22 protein-coding genes are annotated in these 25,797 nt (G+C 63.8%); 15 read left to right on the top strand and 7 right to left on the bottom strand.

Annotated elements, in window-relative coordinates; translation table 11 throughout:
• Positions 1-84: 84 nt before the first annotated feature.
• Both HHL24_RS11930 and fumC read left to right on the top strand, forming a co-directional pair.
• Complete coding sequence (locus tag HHL24_RS11930; RefSeq protein WP_407947496.1) at positions 85-1,767, top strand: phospholipase D family protein; 1,683 nt, start codon at positions 85-87, stop codon at positions 1,765-1,767.
• Positions 1,768-1,783: 16 nt separating this feature from the next.
• Complete coding sequence (gene fumC, locus HHL24_RS11925; protein WP_169485681.1) at positions 1,784-3,184, top strand: class II fumarate hydratase; 1,401 nt, start codon at positions 1,784-1,786, stop codon at positions 3,182-3,184.
• 181 nt (positions 3,185-3,365) lie between these two features.
• Here the strand turns inward: fumC and HHL24_RS11920 are convergent, their stop codons facing one another.
• From HHL24_RS11920 to HHL24_RS11905, 4 genes are all read right to left on the bottom strand, one after another.
• On the bottom strand, positions 3,366-3,872 hold the full coding sequence (locus tag HHL24_RS11920) for an acyl-CoA thioesterase (protein WP_028199238.1): 507 nt from the start codon (positions 3,870-3,872) through the stop codon (positions 3,366-3,368).
• 316 nt (positions 3,873-4,188) lie between these two features.
• On the bottom strand, positions 4,189-5,415 hold the full coding sequence (locus HHL24_RS11915) for a GlxA family transcriptional regulator (protein ID WP_169485680.1): 1,227 nt from the start codon (positions 5,413-5,415) through the stop codon (positions 4,189-4,191).
• Positions 5,415-6,752, bottom strand: coding sequence for an MFS transporter (locus tag HHL24_RS11910; protein ID WP_230417420.1), 1,338 nt, complete (start codon positions 6,750-6,752; stop codon positions 5,415-5,417). The genes HHL24_RS11915 and HHL24_RS11910 overlap by 1 nt, the downstream gene beginning before the upstream one ends.
• Before the next feature lie 138 nt (positions 6,753-6,890).
• Entirely contained in the window at positions 6,891-7,034 is a 144-nt protein-coding gene (locus HHL24_RS11905) for a hypothetical protein (protein ID WP_169485678.1), read from the bottom strand.
• A 357-nt stretch (positions 7,035-7,391) separates the two neighbouring features.
• Between HHL24_RS11905 and HHL24_RS11900 the strand changes: the two genes are divergently transcribed.
• Both HHL24_RS11900 and HHL24_RS11895 read left to right on the top strand, forming a co-directional pair.
• Entirely contained in the window at positions 7,392-8,105 is a 714-nt protein-coding gene (locus tag HHL24_RS11900; protein ID WP_407947495.1) for an ArsR/SmtB family transcription factor, read from the top strand.
• Between the two features lie 181 nt (positions 8,106-8,286).
• Complete coding sequence (locus HHL24_RS11895) at positions 8,287-10,761, top strand: DUF6600 domain-containing protein (RefSeq protein WP_169485676.1); 2,475 nt, start codon at positions 8,287-8,289, stop codon at positions 10,759-10,761.
• 124 nt (positions 10,762-10,885) lie between these two features.
• On the opposite strand, the gene HHL24_RS11890 is transcribed toward HHL24_RS11895, so the two are convergent.
• Both HHL24_RS11890 and HHL24_RS11885 read right to left on the bottom strand, forming a co-directional pair.
• Positions 10,886-11,857, bottom strand: coding sequence for a thymidylate synthase (locus HHL24_RS11890; RefSeq protein ID WP_169485675.1), 972 nt, complete (start codon positions 11,855-11,857; stop codon positions 10,886-10,888).
• Between the two features lie 140 nt (positions 11,858-11,997).
• Complete coding sequence (locus tag HHL24_RS11885; protein ID WP_169485674.1) at positions 11,998-13,392, bottom strand: sigma-54 dependent transcriptional regulator; 1,395 nt, start codon at positions 13,390-13,392, stop codon at positions 11,998-12,000.
• A 536-nt stretch (positions 13,393-13,928) separates the two neighbouring features.
• Between HHL24_RS11885 and HHL24_RS11880 the strand changes: the two genes are divergently transcribed.
• The 9 genes from HHL24_RS11880 (at position 13,929) to HHL24_RS11840 (ending at position 22,484) form a co-directional block, all read left to right on the top strand.
• On the top strand, positions 13,929-14,480 hold the full coding sequence (locus HHL24_RS11880) for a hypothetical protein (protein ID WP_169485673.1): 552 nt from the start codon (positions 13,929-13,931) through the stop codon (positions 14,478-14,480).
• 61 nt (positions 14,481-14,541) lie between these two features.
• Complete coding sequence (locus HHL24_RS11875; protein WP_169485672.1) at positions 14,542-15,033, top strand: hypothetical protein; 492 nt, start codon at positions 14,542-14,544, stop codon at positions 15,031-15,033.
• A complete protein-coding gene (locus HHL24_RS11870; protein WP_169485671.1) occupies positions 15,030-15,677 on the top strand; it encodes a hypothetical protein in 648 nt (215 codons plus the stop codon). Before HHL24_RS11875 ends, HHL24_RS11870 begins: the two co-directional genes overlap by 4 nt.
• A 29-nt stretch (positions 15,678-15,706) precedes the next feature.
• Positions 15,707-17,110 (top strand): hypothetical protein, encoded by a 1,404-nt coding sequence (locus tag HHL24_RS11865; protein WP_169485670.1) that lies wholly within the window; start codon positions 15,707-15,709, stop codon positions 17,108-17,110.
• A 171-nt stretch (positions 17,111-17,281) separates the two neighbouring features.
• The gene (locus HHL24_RS11860) at positions 17,282-17,896 is read left to right on the top strand and encodes a C39 family peptidase (RefSeq protein ID WP_230417427.1); all 615 of its coding nucleotides are present in this window, start codon (positions 17,282-17,284) and stop codon (positions 17,894-17,896) included.
• Positions 17,897-17,902: 6 nt separating this feature from the next.
• A complete protein-coding gene (locus tag HHL24_RS11855; protein ID WP_169485668.1) occupies positions 17,903-18,703 on the top strand; it encodes a peptidase C39 in 801 nt (266 codons plus the stop codon).
• A gap of 102 nt (positions 18,704-18,805) precedes the next feature.
• The gene (locus HHL24_RS11850) at positions 18,806-20,242 is read left to right on the top strand and encodes a hypothetical protein (protein ID WP_230417419.1); all 1,437 of its coding nucleotides are present in this window, start codon (positions 18,806-18,808) and stop codon (positions 20,240-20,242) included.
• Positions 20,243-20,428: 186 nt separating this feature from the next.
• The gene (locus tag HHL24_RS11845) at positions 20,429-21,871 is read left to right on the top strand and encodes a sigma-54 dependent transcriptional regulator (RefSeq protein ID WP_407947498.1); all 1,443 of its coding nucleotides are present in this window, start codon (positions 20,429-20,431) and stop codon (positions 21,869-21,871) included.
• A gap of 112 nt (positions 21,872-21,983) precedes the next feature.
• Positions 21,984-22,484 carry a dihydrofolate reductase gene (locus HHL24_RS11840; protein WP_169485667.1) on the top strand — a complete coding sequence of 167 codons (501 nt, stop codon included), beginning with the start codon at positions 21,984-21,986 and terminating at the stop codon, positions 22,482-22,484.
• Positions 22,485-22,730: 246 nt separating this feature from the next.
• Here the strand turns inward: HHL24_RS11840 and pmbA are convergent, their stop codons facing one another.
• Entirely contained in the window at positions 22,731-24,101 is a 1,371-nt protein-coding gene (gene pmbA, locus HHL24_RS11835; RefSeq protein WP_169485666.1) for a metalloprotease PmbA, read from the bottom strand.
• A 449-nt stretch (positions 24,102-24,550) separates the two neighbouring features.
• Between pmbA and yjgA the strand changes: the two genes are divergently transcribed.
• Both yjgA and mog read left to right on the top strand, forming a co-directional pair.
• The gene (yjgA, locus tag HHL24_RS11830) at positions 24,551-25,162 is read left to right on the top strand and encodes a ribosome biogenesis factor YjgA (RefSeq protein ID WP_169485665.1); all 612 of its coding nucleotides are present in this window, start codon (positions 24,551-24,553) and stop codon (positions 25,160-25,162) included.
• Positions 25,143-25,787 carry a molybdopterin adenylyltransferase gene (mog, locus tag HHL24_RS11825; RefSeq protein ID WP_169485664.1) on the top strand — a complete coding sequence of 215 codons (645 nt, stop codon included), beginning with the start codon at positions 25,143-25,145 and terminating at the stop codon, positions 25,785-25,787. The genes yjgA and mog overlap by 20 nt, the downstream gene beginning before the upstream one ends.
• The last annotated feature ends 10 nt before the right edge of the window (positions 25,788-25,797 follow it).

Below are 25,797 nucleotides of genomic sequence, written 5' to 3'. Positions count from 1 at the left end.
TCCCCTTAGAATGCATCTCTAGACAGCGTGATCAAGCCACACGCGCTGCCGTCACGAGAAGCGTGCAAACAAGGGAGAAACAGCGTGTCGTGGCATCAAAATCACAACCAGAATCAGACCACACTACACCGCGAGTGCGCGTTCAGCACGCCCCGGAAGAAGTCCCTTTGGGGGACGACAAGACATTTCTTCCTGCTGTGCTGCGCAGCGGCATTTTTAACCGCTTGCGCCACCAAGCCTCCCGCCACCGCATTCGACCGCCCGGTCACCCACGCACTCCCCGTCACTGAAATAACACCGCTTCACACGGCCCTCGCACCGCTCGAAGCCGTGCATCCGAACGAGTCCGGTTTCCGGGTACTGTCGAGCGGCACCGACGCCTTGCAGATGCGCATTGCGCTCGCGCGCGCAGCGACGAAAACGCTCGACATGCAGTACTACATCGCCAATGAGGACACCACCGGCAAGCTGCTGCTCGGCGCCGCGCTCTACGCGGCCGACCATGGTGTGAAAGTGCGCATGCTGGTCGACGATCTGAACTTCAAGGACATCGACCAGGTGATGGCGGGTCTGAACTCGCACGACAACATCGAGATCCGCGTCTTCAATCCGTTCGGCAGCGCGCAGGAAGGCGTGTTCGAACGCACCACGAACCTGTTCACGCAGATCGGCCATTTCACGCGCCGCATGCACAACAAGTCGATGATCACCGACAACCAGTTGGCCATCGTCGGCGGCCGCAACCTCGGCGACGAATATTTCAGCGCCAGCGAAACGCTGCAGTTCCGCGACCTCGACGTGCTGGCTGCCGGTCCGATCGTCGCCGACGTCTCCGCCAGTTTCGACGACTACTGGAACAGCAGCATCGCCTATCCGCTGCGGGTGCTGAACAAACAGAAGTTCGATGCGAAAGTACTCGACCAGACGCGCGACGATTTACGCCAGCACTGGCGCACCAACGCCGATCCGTACAACGCGAAGCCGCTGAATGCGACACCGCTCGCCTCGCAGATTGCTCAGGACCAACTCGGATTGACGTGGGCGCCAGCCGAATTCAAGGCGGATCTGCCGGAGAAAATCGTGCACCCGTCGCCGGATTACGTCAGCCCGCCGATGCAGCGCCTGACCGAGCTGATGCACGACGCACAGAAAGATTTTCTGATCATTTCGCCCTACTTCGTCCCGCACGAGTCCGGGGTCAAGGCGGCCGGCGAACTGACGCATCGGGGCGTCCGCATCGCCGTACTGACCAACTCGCTCGCCGCAACCGACGCGGTGGCCGTGCAAGCCGGCTATAACCCCTTCCGCGTGCCGCTGCTGCAACAGGGCGTGGAGTTGTATGAATTCAAACCGCAGCAGAAGGTGCCGCGCGCTGGTTTCACCGGATCTCGCTCGCGAGCCAGCCTGCACGCCAAGACCTATGTCATCGATCGCAAGATTCTGGTGATCGGTTCGATGAATCTCGATCCGCGTTCGGCCAATCTGAACACCGAGCAGACGCTGGTCATCCATAGTCCGCCGCTCGCCGAACAGGTCGCGCAGATCTTCGAACGGGCCATCGCGCCAGAAGTCAGCTATCACGTCACGCTTGCCGACCCGGCGCAACTCGCCTATCTGCGCTCGATCGGCGCGCCCCTCTCGCCGCTCGTCTGGACCGACGTCGAAGACGGCACGCGCCGCACCTATATCTTCGATCCGGAGGCGGGTTTCTACCGGAACGCGCTTACGGGTCTATTCTCCCTATTGCCTGTCAACGCAGAACTTTGAAAAGCGGAGTTGAACCATGACTGAAGACGTACGAATGGAGCGCGACACGTTCGGTGAAATCGCCGTACCGAACGCTCGTCTATGGGGCGCGCAGACCCAGCGCTCGCTGCAGAATTTCCGCATTTCGTCTGAAAAACAATCGCCCGAACTGATCACCGCGCTGGCCGTCATCAAGCGCGCCGCCGCCGAAGTCAATGAGGGGCTGGGCGTGCTCGACGGGAACAAGGCGAAGGCGATCATGCAAGCGGCCGACGAGATCATCGACGGCAAGCACCCGGAGGAATTTCCGCTCGCGGTCTGGCAAACCGGCTCCGGCACGCAGACCAACATGAACCTCAACGAGGTGATCGCGAATCGCGCGAGCGAGCTGCTCGGCGGCGAGCGCGGCGAAGCGCGCAAGGTGCATCCGAACGACGACGTGAATCGCGGCCAGTCGTCGAACGACGTGTTTCCGACAGCCATGCACGTGGCCGCCGCCTATGCGATCGTCAAGCATCTGCTGCCCGCGCTGAAGACGCTGCGCGATACGCTCGACGGCAAGGCGAAAGCCTTCGCCGACATCGTCAAGATCGGTCGCACGCACCTGCAGGACGCCACGCCGCTGACGCTCGGTCAGGAGTTTTCAGGCTACGTCGCGCAACTCGATCACGGCATCCGTCACGTGGAATCGGCGCTGCCGCATCTGTATGAACTCGCGCAGGGCGGCACCGCGGTCGGCACGGGGTTGAACGCGCACCCGCAATTCGCGGACAAGGTGGCGGCCGCGATCGGCAAGCTGACCGGCTTGCCGTTCGTCTCGGCGCCGAACAAATTCGAAGTCATGGCAGGGGCTGATGCGCTGGTGTTCGCGCACGGCGCGTTGAAGACGGTGGCGGCGAGCCTGAACAAGATTGCCAACGACATCCGCTGGCTCGCGAGCGGCCCGCGTTGCGGGCTGGGCGAACTGTCGATTCCGGAGAACGAACCCGGCAGCTCGATCATGCCGGGCAAGGTCAATCCGACCCAGTCCGAAGCCTTGACCATGCTGTGCGCACAGGTGTTCGGCAACGACGTCGCGGTGAATATCGGCGGCGCGAGCGGCAACTTCGAGTTGAACGTGTTCCGGCCGATGATCGCGCACAACGTGTTGCAATCGGTCCGCCTGCTCGCCGACGGCGCGCACAGCTTCAACGACAACTGTGCGGTGGGCATCGAGCCGAATCGCGAGCGCATCGATACGCTGCTCAACGAATCGCTGATGCTGGTGACGGCGCTCAACCCGCACATCGGCTACGACAAGGCCGCAAAGATCGCGAAGAAGGCGCACAAGGAAGGCACGACGCTGAAGGCGTCAGCGCTCGCACTCGGCTATGTCACCGAAGAGCAGTTCGACGAATGGGTGCGGCCGAAGGATATGGTCGGGCATTCGGCCGGGTGATCGCCGATGGGATCAGCCGGAGGTTGGCCGGCTCGGCAGATTGCCTGACGTGATTTGAAATAGCGGGCCGCGCGGACGCAATGATCGCGCGGCCTGTCCATGACACTTACGAGCGACAACGACACGTACCCGCAAAGCGTGCCGATGCCGCCTGGAGCGGCGCAAAACCAGACGCCGCTTCTTAAACCTTTCCCTGCGCCACTTCTTCCGGCTTCAATTCGACGATCGCGTCGAGCGCTTCCTTCACGTCCATCGCGTACTTGGCGAGGCGCTTCTGTTCGTCCGTTTCCGGCACGAACGCCGGCACCGGCACCGGGTGGCCGTTCTCGTTGACAGCCACCATCACCACCAGACAATCCGTGGTTTGCAGCAGCTCGCCGCCCTTCGGATCGCCCGCCTGCACCGACACGTGGATGTGCATGCTGGTGCGGCCCGTCGCCACGACCCGCGCGCGCAGTTCGACCAGGTTGCCGACCAGAATCGGCCGGCGAAAGCGGATGTTGCCGACGCTAACCGTCACGCAGTAGCGCCCCGACCACACCGCCGAGCACGCGTATGCGGTCTCGTCGATCCACTTCATCAAGGCACCGCCATGCACCTTGCCGCCGAAGTTGACCGAGCTGGGCTCGGCGAGAAAACGGAAGGTGGTTTCGGAACGGTCCAGCGGCGCTAAGGCAGGGGTGCTCATCTTGACTCCGGTCAAACGGATGCATTTAAAGGAGGCGATTATACGAGCGCAATATTGACGCCGTCGCAGGTCGGATGGGGTTATCTTGCCGAATTTCGGCCTGGACGGCCACCATGCTTTCGGTGAGCTTTCGCTCAGTGACCCTCTCCGTCGCTATCGGTCGCTATCGGTCGCTATCGGCCACTTCGGGTCGCAGCTCAGATCGCGAGCGCCACCTTACCCGGCAGATCGCTCTGCTTGATTTGCCACTCTACTCGCCGTTCCGGTCCATGCGATTTGCTAGCTTTACTGCCCGTCGCCCGGCTAACCGCCCCCTTCAACTCGCCTCGGTAGCCGCGTAACCCGACTCGCGCCGCGGCGCGACGGCGGACTCGAAACGCTCCCGATACTCGAGCGGCAACACGCCGAAGCGCCGTACAAACGCGCGTCGCAAGTTCTGCTCGCTGCCGAAGCCGCAATCGAGCGCAATCCGCTTGAGCGGCCGGCGCGACTCCGCCAGCACCCGCGCGGCCGCCTCCAGACGCAGTGCCGACACGGTTTTAGCCGGCGTGCGGCCGACCTCGTCGACGTAGCGCCGCGCAAAAGTCCGCGGACTCATCTGCGCGCGCTCGGCCAGCCGCTCGACCGACAGATCGTCGCGCAAATGAGCCGCCATCCAGCTATGCAGCGCCTCGAACGGTCCGCCCGCCGAAGCCTGGGCTGCCAGCGCAGCGCTGAATTGCGACTGGCCGCCGGGTCGCTTCATGAACACCACCAGCCGCCGTGCCGCCTGCATCGCGACCGCGTGGCCGACATCTTCTTCGATCAACGCCAGCGCCAGATCGATGCCCGCCGTCACGCCCGCCGATGTCCAGACGACGCTCTCGCCTTCACCGTTGCCTACGTCGCGGATGAAGATCGGGTCAGCGTCGACCTGGACGCTGGGAAAGCGGCGCGCGAGATGCGGCGCGTCGCGCCAATGAGTGGTCGCGCGGCGGCCGTCGAGCAGGCCCGCCGCCGCCAGATAGAAGGCGCCCGTGCAGACCGAGCACACGCGTCGCGCCTGCGGCGCACGGCGTCTGATCCACGCGACGAGTTCTGGCTGCAACGTGCAGTGTGCGTCGATCGGGACGCCGGGGACGATCAGCGTGTCGATCGGCTGGTCGTCGAGCGAATCGAGCCGTTGCGTGACGACCGGCAGGCCCGGGAAGGTTTGCAGCACGCCACCGTCGATCGACGCGACGGTCGTGCGATAGGCGATCGGCTCGGCGGGCTTGCTGTTTGAGCCGGTTGCTCCGCTTGGTTCGCCTGGTCCGCCTGATCCGCCTGATCCGCCTGATCCGCCTGATCCGCCTGATCCGCTTGATCCGCCTGATCCGCCTGATCCAGCAGATCCGCGTACTCCGACCAATCCGCCTGCGACGAGACAAGCGGCAGAGGCGCCACCGGCGCCGGCCGCTGCGGCTACGGTCAACTCTGCGCGCCAGAACGCTTCGAGCGGCCCGCATGCATCGAGCAGCACGAGATCAGGAGCGACCGCGAAAACGATATGACGTGCAGTCATCAGCACACCCCCTCCGCGACTTGCCGCTTACTCGACCACGCATACCCCAGCGTGGCCAACGCCGCCATCCCGAGCAGCGGAAAGATCGCGGCATTGATCGTCGCCCAGCCGAAGCGCGCCAGCAATTGCCCGGCGAACAGCGAGCCCAGCGCGGAAAACGCAAAGGTCGTGAATTCGCTGGTTGCCTGCGTCTTGGCCCGCTCGGACGGCCGGTACGATTGCGCGAGCAGCGTCGAGCCACCGACGAACATGAAATTCCAACCCACGCCAAGACATGCGAGCGCTGCGTAGAAATGCGGCAGATCGGTCGAACGCAACGCCAACACACCGCACAGCGCCGACAGCGCGATTCCCGCACCGATCACCGGCAGCACGCCAAAGCGCTTGATCAAGCGTGCGGAAAACAGTGACGGCGCGAACATGCCGACCAGGTGCCATTGAATGATCGCCGCGCCGTCGCCAATCGTGTGGCCGCATGCGACCGCCGCAATCGGCGTCGCGGTCATCACGAACATCATCACGGCGTAGCCAAGCGCATTGTTGGCGAGCGCAGCGGCAAAGATCGGCTGCCGGACGATTTCGCCGAGCGGCCGGGCCGGTTCGCGAGTCACGGCCACGCTCGCGGGCGGTGCGGCGTCGCGATACAGCAGCGCCAGCATGACAATCGATACGAGCCCGAGGGCGGTGACAAGCGCATAGGAACCCGCGAACGCGACCGGCGCGAGCCAGTCCTTGCTCCATGCGGCAAGAAGCGGCCCGCAGACAGCGGCCACCACGCCGCCGGTGAGCACCGTCGAAATCGCGCGGCTTTTGCCTTCGATTCCGACGGCATCCGCGGCCGCCAGCCGGTAGTACTGCGCGAACGCCTGAAACACACCGACCGTCGCCGTGCCGGCGCAGAACACCCAGAAACTGTGATGAAAGATCGCCCAGACGGAGACGGCCCCGCCCAGCGCGCCGACGCCCGCGCCAAGCACGAAGCCCGCACGCCGGCCGATGCGCGCCATCAGGAACGACGCAAAGATCGTGGTTAGCGCGGCGGCGACTGTAATCAGCGAGAACGGCAGCGTCGCGAGCGCCTTGTCGTCGGCGAGCGTGTAGCCGACCAGACCGGTCAAGGTTAAATCAATCGAAACAGATGAGGTGTAGAGCGCCTGGCAGACCGCCAGCACGCGTGCGGCACGCCGGCCGTCGGGATCGGAATGGCCGGAGCCCGTTTGACTGGCGGCAAAAGACGAAGGGGCTGTGGGGGCGGTGGACGAAGCGGTGGAGGCGGTGGAGGCGGTGGAAGCGGCAGAAGCGGCAGAAGCGGTGGAAGAAGCAGCGGACGACGGCATCGGTAGGCCTCGGGCGGCGAAAGTGGCAATGCCCAGATCGTCACATGGTCGCAGATGGCAGAAATGACAATGATGCATCAATTCCAGCCAGCCGCCACGCTCACCCGCCCGAAAAGGCAAGCACGGCCGCCTTGGGCATTATTTGTGGACCGTAATGCCCTCGTCGATCGTCCCGTACATCGTGATGCTGCCCGTGCCTGCACCCGAGCTCGAACCGGAACCGCCCTGCGCACACGCGCTGAACAGCAGAACCGTGACGGCGGCGACAAGAAGAAATTTCATGACAGCGTGTTCCCGCAAGGACAGAGTCCGATTCTAGCCTGGCGGGCGGGCGCGACTCCGAAGCGGCATCCAAGGACATCGAAGCACCGGAGCAGCGACGCACTGCGCACCGAAGCACTGAAGCACTGAAGCACCGAAGCACTGAAGCACTGAAGCACTGAAGCACCGAAGCACTGAAGCACTGAAGCACTGAAGCACTGAAGCACCGAAACACCGAAGCACACGCTAGCCGCCGTGGCCGCCGGATTTTCGTAGCCGCTGCATTCCACGATTCACGCTAAGCTGAAACATCGAATACATCAGCCAGATACAGTGGACTGCATGGCGCCCTGCCGCGCCGCCAACCGGAGACGCCAGATGCCCATGAACCTCGCAGACCAACAAAACCACTTCCCAGGCTTGAGCCATATCGGTGCGCTGCTCGCCGACCCCGGCCGCGCCGCGATGCTGTGGGCGCTGATGGACGGCAGCGCCCGCCCGGCCGGCGAGCTGACGATGATCGCCGGGCTCTCGCCGTCGGCAGCCAGTGCCCACCTCGCACGCCTGACCGACGGCGGCTTGCTCGCGCTCGAAGTACGCGGCCGGCACCGCTATTTCCGGATCGCCTCGGCGGATATCGCCGCATCCATCGAAGCGCTCGCCAACGTCGCGCAGGTCAGCGCGCCGCAACGGGCCGTGCCGCGTCCGGTGCGCACCGTGCCGGTCGACATGCGCTATGCCCGCACCTGCTATGACCACATGGCGGGCGAACTATCAGTGCGGGTGTTCGCGCGGCTGGTCGAACGCGGCCTGCTGACGCTGCACGGCTCGTCGCTCGAAGCTACCGCCGACGGCGCCGCCCGTTTCGCCGATTGGGGCATCGACATGTCCGCCCAGAAAAGCCGTCGGCGGCGCTTCGCCTGCACCTGTCCCGACTGGAGCGAGCGGCGTCCGCACCTAGGCGGCGCGCTCGGCGCCGCGCTGCTCGATTCGTGGTCGGCGCATGGCTGGGTCGAGCGTACCGAGCGGCCGCGCATCTTGCGCATCACGCCCGCAGGTCATCGGCATTTCGACGCATTTCTGGCCGTTTGAAGCCGCACCTAACGCCTGACGTGATTACAGAATCCGCGCATTCAGCTTACGAAATACCTTATCGAGACCTTTTGTTACACGCTGGTGAGGCGGCCTTACAAAAGTGGGGACCTTGAAACAATCCTCGCGGGTACAGTGGGCCACGGATGCAGCAAAATGCCGCGTCCGTCGGAGATAAATTATGAGAACAGTGACCACACCCCAACACTCGAAACGCCGGATTACCGGCTACACGCTGATCGCCGCTGCGGCATTTTTGTTCGCGGCGCAAGCCACCTTTGCGCAGGAAGCCGAACAGGCGCCGCCGGGCGCCGCCTCGCAGAACACCGATCCGCCGGGGCGCGTTGCGCGTCTGAACTACACAGCCGGTGCAGTCACTACCGAGCCGGCCGGCGCAACCGACTGGTCGTACGCACAAATCAATCGCCCGCTCACCACCGGCGATCAGTTATGGAACGATCAGAACGCGCGCTCCGAACTGCATATCGGCTCGACCGCGGTGCGCCTCGACCAGTCCACCAGCCTCGACATCCTCAATCTTGATGACAACAGTGCGCAGCTGAAGGTCGCGCAGGGCACTTTGTCGGCGCGGGTGCGCGAGCTGACGCCCGGCGCCTCCTATGAAATCGACACGCCAAATCTGGCGCTCGGCCTGAACGGACCCGGCGACTATCGCGTCGACGTCGCGCCGGACGGCAGCAGCACCACCGTCACCGTGCGCAGCGGCAGCGCGACCGTATACGGCGACAGCGGCCAGGTGCCGGTCGCGGCCGGCCAGCAGATCCGCTTCGCCGGCACCAACCTGCAACAGGTCGCTGATAACGGCGCACCCGGTCTCGACGGCTTCGATCAATGGGCGGCGAGCCGCGACGCGGCGGAAGACCGCTCGGTGTCGGCGCGCTACGTGTCGCGCGACATCCCCGGCTATCAGGATCTCGACGCCAACGGCACGTGGCGCAGCAGCCCGCAGTACGGTGAAGTGTGGGTGCCGCGTGCGACACCCGTCGGCTGGGCGCCTTATCACGACGGCCATTGGGTATGGCAAGCGCCGTGGGGCTGGACCTGGGTCGACGATGCGCCGTGGGGCTTTGCGCCCTACCACTATGGCCGCTGGGCTTACGTCGACGACTCGTGGGCGTGGGTGCCTGGACCGGTTGTAGTCAGCGAACCGCCCGTCTACGCGCCGGCACTGGTCGCCTTCGTGGGCGGCGGTGGCGGCGGTGGAGTCAACTGGGGGGTGAGTCTGGCGATTGGCGGCGCCGTCGCAGCCGGTGTGGCGTGGTTTCCGCTGGGCCCGGGCGAGCCGTGGCATCCGAACTGGGGCGGTCACGACCACTGGAGCCCGGGTTACTACAACCGCGTCAACAACACGACGGTCGTCAACAATTACAACCGCAACGTCAACGTGACGAATGTGAATGTGACCAACATCCACAACACGTACATCAACTATCGCGCGCCGGGTGGCGTGACCGCGGTGCCGGCGACGGCCTTCGTGCACGGTCAATCGGTCGGCCGCTTCGCGCAGAAGGTCGATCCGCAACAGTGGCGCAACGCGCAGATCAACCCAGGCGGTCCGGGGATCGCGCCAGTGAAGGAAAGCTTCGGGCCTGGCCTGCGTAACGCGAACTACCGGCCGCCGGCCGGCGTGATGGCGCGCCCGGTCGTCGCCACGCGCAGTCCGGCCGTGCCGGCTGCGTATCACGACAGTCTCGCGCAACGCTTTGCGCAGAGCGGCGGACGGGTGCCGGGCGCGGGCGAGCCGATCGTGCGAACCTCGGTGCCGGCTCACATGGCGGGTGGTCCGGGGGTGATGCCGGTGCAGAACGTGCGGGTCGTACAGTCGCATATGGCCGGTCGGACACCGGGCGCGGCGCCAGGGGCACCGGGTACGCCTAACGGCATGCAGCAGGCCGGTCAGCGGCCAGGCGAAGCGCCGGTCAACGCGCAACCGCCGCGTGGCGGCGAACCGCAAGCGCGGCCAGGCATGGCACCGCAAATGGCCAACCTGCACGAGCAACCCGGCGAAGAGGGTCATCCGTCCAATGGGGTGCCGCATCCGCCGCAAGCGAACGGCGCCAACCCGAACGCTTACGCGCAGCAGCACGGCGCGCCGGGGCAAGCGGGTCAGCAGCCGGGCGCGGAAGGACGGCACGAGCCTGCATGGACGCAGCCGCACACGCCGATGGCCCAACAGGCGCAGCAGCATGGCGCCCCGCAGGAGCAGACTCGCCAGCCGGAGACCCGCCCTGAGCCGCAGCAACAGGCTCGACAGCTGGAGGCCCGCCCTGAGCCGCAGCAACAGGCTCAGCGTCAGCCGGAAGCGCAGCCGCAGCGCGCGCCTGAAGTACACGCCCAGCCGCAGGAGCCGCGGCCGCAACCGATGCCGCAGGCGGAGCAGCAACCGCGTCAGGAATATCATCCGCAGCCGCAACAGGCACAGCAGCCGCGTCCGCAAGAGGCACAGCAGCCACGCCCTGAACCACGTCCACAGCAGGTGCAGCAGCCACGTCCTGAGCCGCGCCCGCAGCAGGTGCAGCAGCCGCGCCCTGAACCGCATCCGCAGCAGGCGCAGCAGCCGCGTCCTCAACCGCATCCGCAGCATGACGAGCAGCATTCGAGCAGCGGCAACCGTGACGAGCACCACAAAGGCTAAGGGTCCCGTGCCCGGCTAAGAGCGCTTGCAACTTGACCGCCGCAAAGCGGCAAGAAAAAACCCCCGCATTCACATCGCGGGGGTTTTTCTTTGAGCCGGCTGCGAGCCGATGCTCAGATCGCGTTCACACCGCCATCGGCGCGGTGAGCGGCTCATGGTGGCGGTAGCCGACCAGCGAGAAGTCCGAGGGCTCGATTTTCTCGAGCCATTCCGGCTCATACACACCGGTTTTCGCATAGTCCGGCACACGGTCCGAGATCGCGAAGGCGGGGCTTTCATACGGCTCGCGCGTGAGCTGTTGCTGCAGCATGTCGAGCTGGTTCTCGTAGATGTGCGCGTCGCCGATGAAGTACGTGAACCAGCGCGGCGTATAACCCGTCAGGCGGCCGACAAGATGCAGCAAAGCCGCGCCTTCGGTCAGATTGAACGGCGTGCCGAGGCCGACATCGTTGCTGCGAATGTACAAACACAGCGAAATTTCACGGCGCGCGACATTCGGCAGGAACTGATAAAGCAGGTGGCAAGCCGGCAGCGCGATCTGGTCCAGCACGGCGGGGTTCCAGGCATGAAACAAAATTCGCCGGTCGGCGGGGTTCTGCATGATCGTGTCGAGACACTGCCGCAACTGGTCGATCGCTTTGTACAGCAGCACTTTGCGGCTGCCGTCTTCCTCGAATTCCGTCACCACCTGGAAGCCACGCGCCGTGGCGTCGGCCAGTTGCGCGCTCGCGCCTGCGTCCAGCACCTTGTAGGCCGGCCACTGGCGCCATTGCACGCCGTACACGTCGCCGAGGTCGTCCGCCCCCTGACGATATGGATTGGCGAGCCATTGCGGATTCTGATTGGCGTTCGCGTCCCACACCTTACAGCCCAGATCGCGAAAATCCGCGGCGCTGCGCGAGGCGCGCAGAAACCCGACCAGTTCGCCCACCGCCGACTTGAACGCCAGCTTTTTTGTGGTGACCGCGGGAAAGCCCTGCTGGAGGTCGAAGCGCAACATGGCGCCCGGCATGCTGATGGTGCGGATGCCGGTGCGGTTCTCCTGCCACGTGCCGGTGTCGAGAATCGTGCGGACGAGGTCGAGGTATTGTTTCATGCGGGTTCCTTCGACGAAGCGCGCCCTTGGGTCAAGAGCATGCGCCACGGAGATTGAGCGGAAAACCCGATTTTAACAAGCGCAGCCGGACGGCGCCCGGTCGGGGCGCGCGGCGGAGAAAATAGCGACTGGAAAACCCGTCAAAGATGCGGCACCGAGGCCGGCAACTCGCCGTGCGGCGTGACCAGCGGTTCGCCTTCCATATGGCGCATGCCGTGTGAGCACAGCAGGCGGTACAGCGTCACGCGCGAAATGCCGAGTTCATGCGCGGCGTCGCCGAGACGGCCGCGATGACGCAGGAGCGCAAGCTCGATTGCCTGACGTTCGGCCGCTTCGCGCGCCTGCGCGAGCGACACCGGCACGATCTCTACATACTCGGCCAACTCGAGATCGCGCGCCGTGATCGCGCGCCCTTCCGACATCACGATGGCGCGCCGCACGCGATTGATCAACTCGCGCACGTTGCCCGGCCAGCCGTAGTTATGCAGCGCTGCGATGGCGTCGGGCGCGAAACCGCGCAGACGGCGGCTTGCATCTTTCTTGAAACGCTCCAGCATGTGCCGCGCAAGCAGTTCGATATCCTTACCACGCGCACGCAACGGCGGTTCGTCGATTTGCAGCACGCACAGCCGGTGATACAGGTCGGAGCGGAACCGTCCTTCGATCATCGCGGCCGTCATATCCACGTGAGTCGCCGAGATGATGCGCACGTCGACGTCGATCGAACCGTGGCCGCCCAGCCGCTCCACCTTGCGTTCCTGCAGGAAGCGCAGCAGGCTCGCCTGGCTTTCGAGCGGCAGATCGCCGATTTCGTCGAGAAACAGCGTGCCGCCGTTGGCCGCTTCTACGCGGCCGATCTTGCGCTGATTGGCGCCGGTGAACGCGCCGCGCTCATAGCCGAATAGTTCGGATTGCAACAGATGCGGCGGAATCGCGCCGCAGTTGATCGGCACAAAGGGGGCATTGCGGCGCGCCGAGCGTTCGTGGATCGCGACCGCGGTCAACTCCTTGCCCGTGCCCGATTCGCCTGAAATAAACACCGGCGCGTCGGTCATCGCTACTTTGCGGATCGAACGGAACAGTGCGAGCATCGCGTCGCACGAGCCGACCATTTCCCCTTCGGCGCCTTGCGATGCATCGTTCGAAGCCGGCTCGCCGAGCGAGATCATGCCGTACGCATGACCGACCGAATCGACGATCCTGTCGCCCGAGTAAGGCACCGTTACATAGTCGAAACAATAGTCCCGCACGAGCCGGCGCAAGGCTGCGTCCTGCAATTGCCCAGGCGTGGTGGCCGCGACCCAGCCGACGTTCGGCATGGTCAGGCAGGACTCGAACGCGGCGATCTCGTGTGGCTGAAATTCGCTAGACAGATCGAGCAAGCCGCCCGCCGCCATTCCAGTGCGAACGGCACGGCGCACGTCGCGCGCCGACCCCACGACTTCGACATGCCAGCCGCGCTGATGGAAGCAAGTATTCAGCTCCGCGCTCGGATCGCGCGAAACGTAAATCAGTTGCCGCGTTGCGGGTTCCATTATTCAGATCCTCTCGTCAACGAACGTTAAGGATGACGCACGCACCTGAACCAAAATTCAGACACGCTGACTCGTTCGGGATTCGCGAAAGAGCAAAACCCGAACGGCCATTCCATTCCGTGCGGACAGCTGATCCCCAAGAAAGCGGCGTGTGTGTTTGAGACGGCCCGTTAGCGGGCTTTTTTAAATCTGAAGCTGTTTTCGAGAGCTTACTATACGCGCGCCACTTGGAAAACAATTATGCGAATTTAATCGGGGACCCCTTTCCCAGCAAGGCCAAGCGGCCGATCAACACTTATTCAACTTATGAATAAAAGCATTGTGGAAGCGCTTTTCCTAGCGTTCACCCCAAGGTAGTTCATACCGTCGGGTTTAACGAATTATAGGTATTTTCTGCCTGCCGTTTCAGCGCTGAAACGTTTTTGTCTGATTTCTCAGGTGTTAGTCCGAGGTATGCGGGTCACATCCCGACGCATCAACGGATTGCGACTCATGGCACACGTTTCGCTAAATGCTGTGCACCAAGGAGACACATCATGCGACTCTTTTTCCGCATCGCCCCGAGCAGCATTGCACCTTGCGCCGCACTATGCGCCGCCGCGGTGCTTTTGATCGTGCTGCCCGCTGGCGTCAATGCACAGGAATTCGCACTGCCTCAATCCGCCACGATGGCCGAAACCGCCGATGCCGGCTCCGCCACCCTCGCGAGCTCGACGTTCGCAGTGGTGGCCTCGCCGAACACGACGGCCACTGATACGGCGAGCACCGCTGCGGTGGACAACACGGCGGCCAGCACGAACGACAGCGCCACGTCCCGCAGCGATCTGGCCGGCAACGCGCTGAGCATTCCCGCCGACGCCGCGCCTGTGGACGATCTCGTGCTGGACGATCAGGCGCTGTCCCGCCAGCGCGGCGGCTTCAGCGGCATGTTGATGGTCGCTGCCACGCCGCAGATGATGCGCGGCTTCAATAACGGCGGCAACGGCGTGACGCTGTGGGACGAAATCGCCCCGCCGTCGCAGTTGCCGGTTCCCGTCGACGTCGCCCGCTCCGCACAAGGCAACGTCACGAGCTACCAGAGAAATTAGCGCAACGACTGCTCGCTGCTCAAGACCGCACCGACCGATCGTCCGCTCGCAAGGAACTGACATGAACGCCACAACCCAGAAGCCGAGCAGCCGCCGCCCTTGCGCAGCCCTGCTGTCCGCGCTGCTCGGCGTGCTCGCTGCCGGCGCCGTGACGGGCGCAGCCGCACAGTCGAACACGGAACGCGGCAACCTGATCATTGAGCGCGACATCACGCCACGCGACGCGTTCGTGCCGGTGCCGAAGAACCAGGACCCGATCTCGGTCCAGGTCCAAACCTTCCCGACCGCGACCTTCGATGGCTCGATCGGCTCGATGGCGAGCGATCTCGACCTGAACAGCGCGCACGGCACCACCGGCATCACCGGCAACGGCTTTATGCCATCGCTGGTCGGCGCCAACAGTATCGAACACATGCTGGCAGGCAACGGCAACAGCGTTCCGGTCGGCGCGGGTGCCAGCTTCGGCGGCGCCGGTGGAATCGGCAGCTCGATTGCCCAGTCAGTCAACGGTGCCCTCGCCCCCTTGGGCGCTGCTCTAGGAGCCATGAAATGACAACCTCACGCGCACCGGCCAGGCGCCTTCCGTCACGCAAACAATCGCGCTGGCCCCTGCTCGCCTGGGCATTGCTCGGCTGTGCGAGCTTTGCGGCCCACGCTCAAACGCTGCCTGCCCTGGTCGACGCCGAGTCGCTGATCGGTACCGGCGCGGTGAACGGCGCCACGGGGGTCGTGGCCATCAACGAGACCTCCGGCCTCGATAACGCCCAAGCGAATCAAGGCGTGATCACCAACGGACAAACGCCTTTCAACCTGATCGGCAGCATGCAGGGCGCGGCCACGAACGCCAAGGCGGCGGCCGCGAAGAGCACGATCGGCAGTAATGCATTTTCAAACACCTCTGGCCTTATCGAAGTGAATCAGTCGGCGGGTGTAGGGAATCTTCAGCGGAACAGCGCCGTAATTGGTTCTGGGCCGATTGAAGCGGAGATCGTAGCGGATGGGGTGCTATCCGCTACGACCGCCAAGGGCGGCGGTCTGGGAAGTTCTAGCGGTAACCACGACGCACGCGAGGTGTCCATCGGTACGGACGCGCTCAAAAACGTCAGTGGGATCGTCCAGATCAACCAGACAGCCGGCTCAGGTAACGTCAGTTCAAACAGTTTTGTGCTCCGTCCCCCGGCGGGCACCTTTTTCTAACGAGCCACACTCTTTATCGGAGCGTCATCATGAAGCGCACTATCATTGCAGCGGCTGTCCTGTCGACGATGGCAGCAGGTTCGGCTTACGCCGAATGCACGGCCGGCTGCGACCCGGCTGAGCTCTTTACGGCAACGAGCGTCTATACCGACATCGGCGAATTCGGCTTCATTACGCTGCGCGGCAAGGTAGACGTGTCGAGCAGTTCCGGCGCCACCGTCAACAACACGCAAAATGTAGACATCAGTGGCGTCAACATGAAGACGCCGCCGCAGAGCTACACCAGTGGCAAGGTGACCACCACCATCGATGCGACCAATTCCTGGTTCAACGGCAGCGGCAGCGGCTCGAACTACGCGGTTCACTCGTCGTACAGCGCGGGCTCGTTTGCTGAAGGCTCGCAAGAACAATCGGCTGCAGCTTATGCACAAGGCCAGAGCTTCGGCGAAAGCAGCGGCTTCAACCAAGGCGTCGAAGGGTCGTATGCCGGCGGCAACCACGTCAACACCCACAACAGCGCGAACGGCTATCTGGCAGCCGGCTTCATCGCCGGCCTCGGCGGCGGCCATGGCGTGATCTTCGGCGGGGTAGCGGCCGGCTTCGCCGGTGCGCTGAACACGCACTCCTCGGATAACTACGGCGGCTACTTCGCCGAGCAGTCTTCGGGCCACCAGGCCGCATGGGGACAAGAACATTCGTCCGGCTACTTCGCACAAGCTGCGGAACAAAGCGCTTCCGGCTACTACAAGAGCAGCAACGTCTCCGCGAGCGCCAACGCATGGGGCTGGAGCGCGCATGACAACATCAGCGCAGGCACAGTGAATGTCTCCGGCAGCATCACCCAGCACATCAACACCCAAACGCCGACGACGATGTCCGCCGGCATCGGTGACGGCGCCCTGGGCACCGCGAGCGGCAACATTGGCGTCAACATCGCCAGCGGCGTAGACAACGCCCAATCCAATGACGCCGCCCTGTCGAACATGGATGTCGGCCCCGTGTTCGGTAGCGCTCAGATCTACTCGACTCAAGCGTCGAGCGGCTCGGCGAAAGTGGGAGACTTCAACTTCGTTGCTTCCGTCGGCGCAAACGCGCTGGCCAATGCGACGGGCAATATCGGCGTGAACGTGGCCTCGGGTGTGGGCAACGTGCAAAACAACAGCCTGGCAGCATCGGCTACGACTGACAGCAGCAGCAGCGGTTCGGGCTGGGGGCGTAACAATGGCGGCAGCATGCAAGGTGGCGAAGTCATCGCCAGCGACCAGAACTGCCAGACCGCCGACGCAAGTGTCACTGGCCAGTTCACCGGCTCGTCACTGCTCGGCGCAGGTGCTCTGTCCAACGCTAACGGCAACATCGGTGTGAATATCGCGTCGGGTGTAGGCAACCTGCAACACAACGGCCTTGCAGTCGCCAGCGTGTCGCATCAGTAATTAAAGCTGTATCGCAGGAGGACACCGGTCAGCCTTCGTGCTGACCGGCTGTCTCCGCAGTGGGGGGGATAGACCATGTTCGGGGTGAGCAGGGAAACACGCGGCCTTTTTTTGGCACTCTTCGCTGGACTCGTGCTATCGCAGACGGGTCACGCGCAGAGTGCCCTTTACATGAACGCCGCAGCGGGCGTGCCGATCAACGTGAACGTGCGTTCGATCCGCGAGCTACGCTACAACCACATCGTTTCGCAGCGTTACGACTACAGCTGCGGCTCGGCCGCTCTGGCCACATTGCTGAAGTACGGCTACGGCATCGACATTCCCGAAACCGAAATGATCCAACGCATGATGGTGTTTTCGACACCGGAAGTGGTGGTGAAGAACGGCTTCTCGATGCTTGACATGAAGAAGTTCGTCGAAACGATCGGCCTGCGCGGCCGAGGTTTCCGCGTCACCGCCGAAGCGCTCTATCACCTGCAGATTCCTGTGCTCGTGCTGATGAACAGCGACGGCTACGAGCACTTCGTGATCGTCAAGCACGCGGAAGACGGCCGCATCTTCATTGCCGACCCAGCGCTCGGCAACCGCATCGTCATGGAAGACGACTTCGTCAAGAAATGGAACGGCCTCGTGTTCGCGGTCGTCGGCAAGCCATTTATGGAGGATTCTCCGCTCTTGCAAGGCAACGAGTCGCTCGCGCTCAAGCTGCGCCAACGTGCGCTGGAAAACGGCACGGCAGCGACTCCCTTTGTTGAATACGGTTTGATCAAGGCAGAGTTGTTCTGACTCATCATGGACCGAAACTTACTCACCATTGGCTGTGCGTTGTGTTTCACGACGTGCGGCCTTGCAACAGTCGTGCACGCTGCCGAGCTGCCATCGACTGTGTTTGAAGACGTCAGCGCCCTCAAGCTGCAACCCGTCGACGACGCCATCCTCGCCAACCAGACCGGCAAAGGTATTGCTGGAGACATCATTTCGGGCGTCGTCATCAACCTGCTGTCGCAATGGCAGCTGCCGAACGGCGCCACCGCTGTCGCCTCGGGCGCGCTCGCCATCGTCACCAATACGCTCAACCAGGCGAGCGTCCAGTTCAATTCATCGGCCTCCGTGACCGGCCCGAACGGTACCGGAGGCAGCGGCGCCAACCACAACGCCAGCGCGAGCGGCGGGCAGAACGTCAACGTCAATGGCGTCTCGCAGATCACTCAGGTGGCCGGCAACGGCAACCTCGGCACCAACCAGGCGCTGATCGATTTCGACGCGTCGCCGGGCAGCCTGACGGGAGGCACCTATAACAACGCAACGTCGGCTGCCGCAAGCAATGCGAACGGCTCGGTGACAGCCTCCGTCAGTCTCGCCAACGGCGGCATTTCGATTGCACTGCAAACGCCGAGCGGTGTCGCCACCCAAACCATCGCGCCGGCCAGCGCGCAACAAGCCGGCATGATTGCCCAACTCTTGCAGATTGCAGGCAATAACCAGCAAGTCGCCAACCAGTTGCAACTGCATTTGCAGACGCAGCAAATGTCGGCCTCGATGCTGCGCCAGATCGGCGTCCTACAAGCCCTGCAAAACAGCGTAAGGAGATAACACGGGCCGCCACCCGATCATGAAGGAGACCGTAGTACCAGAACGACCGCGCGACGCACCAGGAGACCTGCGACGCGCAGTCAGAATACCGGGGGAACAAAAATGATCAGATTCTCAAAGACCGGTGCGCCGCGCATGGCGCTAGCGGCTATTCCAGCTGCCGTCATGCTGTTTGCGCTATCGCAGGGGGCCAGCGCGCAGGCGCTCGCCGATCAATCGATCGAAGACCGGCTGAACACGCTCATGCGCGTCGTCAGCGAGCAGCAAAAGCAGATCGTTTCACTCGAACGGCAGGTCACGAACCTCGAAATGTCGCAGCGCGGCCGCGGCGCACCGGGTTACGGTGAGCCGACCGGCGGCGACGCCGCGGTCGCCGAGCAACCCGGCGCAGACGGCCTGCCTGTGCCGCTGCCGCCGCTTGCCCAGGTGAACCCGGGCACACCCGCGCCGGGCAGCAGCACAGCGACCGGCGTGCCGGTCAATCCGCCGGTGCCTGAAAACAGCAGTGGGGGCGGCCTGCCGGCAGCGACCGACGGCAGCGGCGCGGTCGGCCAGACACAGAAGGCCGCGCAACCGGTGCGCACGCAATCGGAAGACGCAGTGGTGCAGAGCCAGCAGCACACGCCGCTGTTCGAGCACAAGCTGACCCTCGACTGGGGTATCAACGATACCTACTACGACCGCCGCCAGTTGCAACTGTCCGGCTTCCTCGCGCTCGATGCGATTTTCCTCGGCAACATCAACCTCGGCGAAACCAAGTCGCACCAGGTGATGGCCGACCTCGACACGCGCTATGGTCTGACCGACCGCATCAGCGTCGACGTCGACGTGCCCTATATCTACCGGCATAGCAACTTCATCGTCGGCGGGGCCGGCGGGGCGGCGAATACGGTGTCGGACGCCTCGGCAAATTCGAGCGACATTGGCGACGTCAACTTCGGCATCTACTACCAGTTCCTGAAGGAAACCAACAATCTGCCGGACCTGGTCGCCAGCCTACGCATCAAGGCGCCGACCGGTTCGTCGCCGTTCGGCATCAAGCTGCAACAGGTCGATGCCGACAACACCAACCTCGTCGCCCCCACCAAGCTGCCCACCGGCACCGGCTTCTGGAACATCACGGCGGGTCTGTCGGTGTTGAAAACCTACGATCCGGTCGTGCTGTTCGGCAGCGTCTCGTACACCTACAACATTGCCCGCTCGTTCTCGGACATCTCGTCGGTCATCGGCCAGACCGAACCGGCGACGGTCAAGATCGGCGACGTCGTGCAGTTCGGCGGCGGCGTAGCGCTGGCGTTCTCGGACAAGGACTCCGCCAGCATTTCGTACACCATGGCGCTGGAACCCGAGTCGCAGACCAAGGCGCCAGGCGGAACCTATTCGAAGGTGCCGGGCAGCGAGACCACCGCTGCCGCACTGACTTTCGGCTTGAATCACGTAGTGAACAAGCACTTGACGATCAACGGTTCGGTGTCTGTCGGCCTCACGCCCGACACGCCGAACTTCGTGATCGGCGTGCGCTTTCCCTACACTTTTTGACGTGTCAACGATACGAGGTTGATCGTGCGCGAATCACCCCATCTGAGCAGCGTTACACCGCCCTCCGGCGCTCATCTGTCGATTGCCCGAACGCAGGACGTTCCTGTGACTCGAGCAACGGAAGTCCTCGTGGGGCGCCCCTCGGAAGTCTCTTTGGCGCACCCTCTGGAGGCCGCTGTGGAGCGTTTGCACAAGCCCTCTGCTGCCGCGAAAGAGACCGGACTGCCGCACGCGCAGACCGAACGGGCGCTGCTGTATGTCGCGCGCACGCCGGACGAGACGCTGACCGCCCATCTGAAGAGCCGCGGCTGGCACGTGATGGTAGCCCGCTCGGCGCATGAGGTCGCGCGCCTGCTCAAGCCTGACGTGGTATGCGCCGGCATCGTCGACCTGGCCAGCTTTGCGTTGCGCGACCTTGGCGGCCTCGAAGCGAGCCTGCGTCAACAGCAGATCGGCTGGATTGCGCTCGCCACCTCGGAACGCCTCACCGACTCCGGCGTGCGGCGGCTGATCCGCCACTACTGCTTCGACTACGTCAAGACGCCGGTGGCCAACGCCACGATCGACTACCTCGCCAGTCATGCTTTCGGCATGGTGACGTTGTGCGATGCCGATGAGATCCCGTCTGCCGCGACCGCCGCCGACGACGACGAAATGGTCGGCACCTGCGAAGCGATGCAGCAACTCTTCCGCACCATCCGCAAAGTCGCCAATACCGACGCCAGCGTATTCATCTCGGGTGAATCCGGCACCGGCAAGGAACTCACCGCGCTGGCGATTCACGAACGCTCGCCGCGCCGCAAGGCGCCGTTCATCGCCATCAACTGTGGCGCGATTCCACACCATCTGTTGCAGTCTGAACTATTCGGTTACGAACGCGGCGCGTTCACCGGTGCGAACCAGCGCAAGATCGGCCGGGTCGAGGCCGCGGACGGCGGCACCTTACTGCTCGACGAAATCGGCGACCTGCCGATGGAAAGCCAGGCGAGCCTGCTGCGCTTCTTGCAGGAAGGCAAAATCGACCGGCTCGGCGGCCGCGAATCGATCCCGGTGGATGTGCGAATCATCTCGGCGACCCATGTGGATCTCGAGATCGCGATGCGCGAAGGACGCTTCCGCGCCGACCTGTTCCACCGCCTGTGCGTGCTGCGTGTCGACGAGCCGCCGCTGCGCGCCCGCGGCAAGGACATCGAGATTCTTGCGCATCACATCATGCATAAGTTCAAGACCGACAGCGCGCGCAAGATCCGTGGCTTTACGCCGTCGGCGATCGAGGCGATGTACAACTACAACTGGCCCGGCAATGTGCGCGAACTGATCAACCGGGTGCGCCGCGCGATCGTGATGGCGGAAAACAAGCTGATTTCCGCCGACGACCTCGACCTCGCCCAGTTCACCGAGCAACAGACCATGAGCCTCTCTCAGGCGCGCGAAGCCGCTGAGAAGCGCGCGATCGAAGCGGCGCTGCTGCGGCATCGTCACCGGCTGAATGAGGCGGCGATCGATCTGAATATTTCGCGCGTCACGTTATACCGGCTGATGGGTCAGCACGGGTTGCGGGATCTGAGCGCGGCCGACGAGAAAGCGTCGCTTGAACCGATCGCCGCCGATGGACCTGCGCACAAATGACGGGGCGCCTGGCGCGGCGCCATGGCGCGTTGACACGCGGCGCCGGCTGACATAGCGGCGCCGTGTTCTGCCTCAGGTAGAATCAGCGTGGTTACGTTCCCCTTTCCATTCGATGACGACGCTCACCCTGATCGTCGCTCGCGCCAATAACGGCGTGATCGGCCGCGACAACCAGTTGCCCTGGCGACTTCCCGAAGACCTCGCGTTCTTCAAGCGCACCACGATGGGCGCGCCCATCATCATGGGCCGCAAGACGCACGAATCGATCGGCCGGCCGTTGCCGGGACGCCGCAACATTGTCGTGACACGGGATGCCACGCGGCGCTTTCAGGGCTGCGACGCGGCCACTACCCTCGAAGACGCGCTAAAGCTCGCCGCCCAGGATCAGGCGCCGGAGGCGTTTCTGATCGGCGGCGCCCAACTGTATGCGGAAGGATTGCGTCAGGCGGACAAGCTGATCATCACCGAAATTTCCGCCGACTTCGACGGCGACGCCACGTTCCCTGAACTCGATGAAAACGAGTGGGAAGAAGTTGCGCACGAAACGCATCGCGCGGACGCGCCAAATGACTTCGACTATGCGTTCGTGACTTATAGGCGCAAGGGTAGTTGAGGTTTTGCGCTGCGCTTGAGGGCGCGGCGGCTTGGGCTTTGCCCTTCGGGCTTTGGGTTCGGGCTTCATGTTTCTATCCAAAGCGTCGAACATTGGCAACCAGCCCACAACGCTCGCACTAAGAAAAAACGCCACGCAGTTGCTTGCGTGGCGTTTCTGTTTACGGCTTGCTGCCCGTTTGCCGCTTGTCGCCTTATCCGGCGGCTACCGATCCGCGAGCAGTCCGCAGCAGCCTAGCCAAACCGCTCACTGCCCCGCGATCGTCATCCGTTCGATCAACACCGAGCCCGTTTCCTTGGTGCCGCGCGTGATCGTATCCGCGCCGATCGCGACGATATGGCGGAACATCTCCTGCAGCGTGCTCGCCACGGTGATTTCCTCGACCGGATACTGGATCTTGCCGTTCTCGACCCAGAAGCCCGACGCGCCGCGCGAATAATCGCCCGTCACGTAGTTCACGCCCTGCCCCATCAGTTCGGTCAGCAACAGGCCCGTGCCGAGCTTCTTCAGCATTTCCTCGAAGTCGTCTTCCGGACGCGTCTTCGAGCTGCGCAGCGACAGATTGTGCGAGCCGCCGGCATTGCCGGTGGTCTGCATGCCGAGCTTGCGCGCCGAGTAGGTAGACAGGAAGTAGCCTTCCACCACGCCGTCTTTCACCACCGAACGCTGTTTAGTGCGCACGCCTTCTTCGTCGAACGGCGCGCTGCCCATTGCACGCGCGACGTGCGGATCTTCGACCACCTGGACATGCGGCGCGAACACCGGCTTGCCGAGGCTATCGACGAGGAATGAGGTCTTACGGTACAGCGCGCCGCCGCTCGTTGCCTGCACGAACGCGCCGAGAATGCCGGCGGCGAGCGGCGCTTCGAACAGCACCGGCACCTTGCGCGTGTCGAGCCCGCGCGCGCCGATGCGCGACAGCGCCCGTTGCGCGGCGTAACGGCCCACCGCTTCCGGATCGGCGAGGTCTGCCGCGCTGCGGGTCGACGTGTACCAGTCGTCGCGCTGCATGTTGCGGCCGCTGCCGGCGATCGGCGCACAGGCGATGTAGTGGCGCGAATACGGATAACCCGCGAGAAAGCCGCGTGAAGTCGCCAGCACGAATTGCGAGTGCTGCGCCGAGACGCTCGCGCCTTCCGAGTTCTTGATCTGCGGATCGGTTGCGAACGCCGCGTCTTCCGAGCGGCGGGCGATTTCCACCGCTTCGTCGGCCGACAGATTCCACGGGTGATACAGATCGAGATCGCGCGGCGCGGTTTCGAGCAAGTCTGCTTCGGCGAGGCCCGCGCAGTCGTCTTCCGCCGTGAAGCGGGCGATGTTGTACGCCGCTGCAACCGTATCTTTCAATGCCTGCGAAGAAAAGTCCGAGGTGCTCGCGTTGCCGCGCTTGTTGCCGATGAACACCGTCACGCCGACCATCTTGTCGCGGTTGTGTTCGATCGTCTCGACTTCGCCGCGCCGCACGGAGACGGACAGGCCGTCGCCTTCGGAAATCTCGGTCGCCGCGTCGGTACCGCCGAGCGACTTCGCGTGACGAAGGATGTCCGAGGCGATTTCCTTCAGTTCATCCTGGGTATGCGGAAAAAAGCGCTGCTTGACGTCCATGTCTGCTGCCATTGTCGTTGCCGTCCTGTTCGGGGCCGAGCGGCCCTGTGTGTTCGCCCATGCCACGCATGTGCACGCATTTTGCACACTCATTGGCGTGCGAGTTTGCCTGCACATTTGCGTGGTAACGCATCCCGCGATCATAGCAAGGTACGCGTCGCTGCACCTGGCATTCGCTGAGGCCGCTTTGCCGTGGCGTTGTCCCTGCACGGCGTGGTCTGTGGCTTTGCCTCGGCGTTGTCCCGGCTTAGTCCCGGCTTGGTCCCGACGTTGTCCCGGCGTTGTGCCTGCGTTGTGCCTGCGTTGTGCCTGCGTTGTGCCTGCGTTGTGCCTGCGTTGTCGCGGAATTGTTCCAGCTTTGTCGACTTGTCGTGCTAGCTGCGCTTGCAAAAACCCGTGCGCGAAGCCTTGTGCACAGCAGCACGGCCGGTTCAGGGTGCGCGGCACGCTACAATATCGGTATGACACGCAAAACCCGCATTCAACCCATCGAATCCGCCGAGCCGGAAGTCGACGAGAACGGCTACGACCGTCCCAGCAAGTCCCAGCTCAAGCGCGAAATGCACGAGCTGCAGGAACTGGGCTCGGCGCTGATCGCCCTGCCCAAAGACGCGCTCAAGCGCATGCCGATGCCCGAAAAGCTCGACGACGCCGTGCGCGAAGCGCGCCGCATCACCGATCACGAAGGCAAGCGCCGCCAGGTGCAGTACGTCGGGCGCGTCATGCGCTCGCTGCTGGACGAGGAAACCGCCGCCCTGCGCACCGCGCTCGACACCTATAACGGCGTCAACAAGGCGGAAACGGCCAAGCTGCACTGGATCGAGCGCACCCGCGAGAAACTGCTCGCCGACGACGCCGCGCTGACCGACTTCATCCGCCAGCACCCGAACGCCGATCCACAGCAGGGCCGCACGCTAATCCGCAACGCCCGCAAGGAAGCGCAGCAAAGCAAGCCGCCACGCTACTTCCGCGAGCTGTTCCAGTGGATCAAAAATGCCGACGGTCCGTCCGCCGGCACTGATTCCGATGCGCAAGACGCTCTGGAAGACGACGATGACGACCGCGACGCGTAAGGTGACACGTCAGCATCCGGATGAAATCGTGATCGGCCTCGTGTCGATCAGCGACCGTGCATCCACCGGCGTGTATGAGGACAAAGGCATTCCCGCGCTGCAGGAATGGCTCGGCGCCGCCTTGACGTCGCCGTTTCAGGTGGTCACGCGCCTGATTCAGGACGAAGCGCCCACCATTTCCGCGACGCTGATCGAACTGGTCGACGAAGTCGGCTGTGATCTGGTGCTGACCACCGGCGGCACCGGCCCGTCGCGCCGTGACGTGACGCCGGAAGCGACTCTCGCGGTAGCGACGAAGGAAATGCCGGGCTTCGGCGAGCAGATGCGGCAAATCAGCCTGAATTTCGTGCCGACCGCGATTCTGTCGCGCCAGGTAGCGGTGATCCGCGAAACCACGGAATACGCGGCGCTGATCATCAACCTGCCCGGCCAGCCGAAGTCGATCAAGGAAACACTGGAAGGTTTGCGCGACGCCGAAGCGGGCGGCGCCGTGAAAGTGCCGGGCATTTTCGCCGCAGTACCCTATTGCATCGACCTGATCGGCGGCCCGTATGTGGAGACGAACGCCGACGTGGTGAAGGCGTTCCGGCCGAAGAACGCGCAGCGCGCGCCTCGGCAGGGTTGAAACTAAACCG

It is taken from the genome of Paraburkholderia polaris, from assembly GCF_012927345.1.
Lineage (GTDB): Bacteria > Pseudomonadota > Gammaproteobacteria > Burkholderiales > Burkholderiaceae > Paraburkholderia > Paraburkholderia polaris.
Note: the sequence above shows the minus strand (reverse complement) of the source record. Positions and strands in the feature narration are given on the sequence as shown.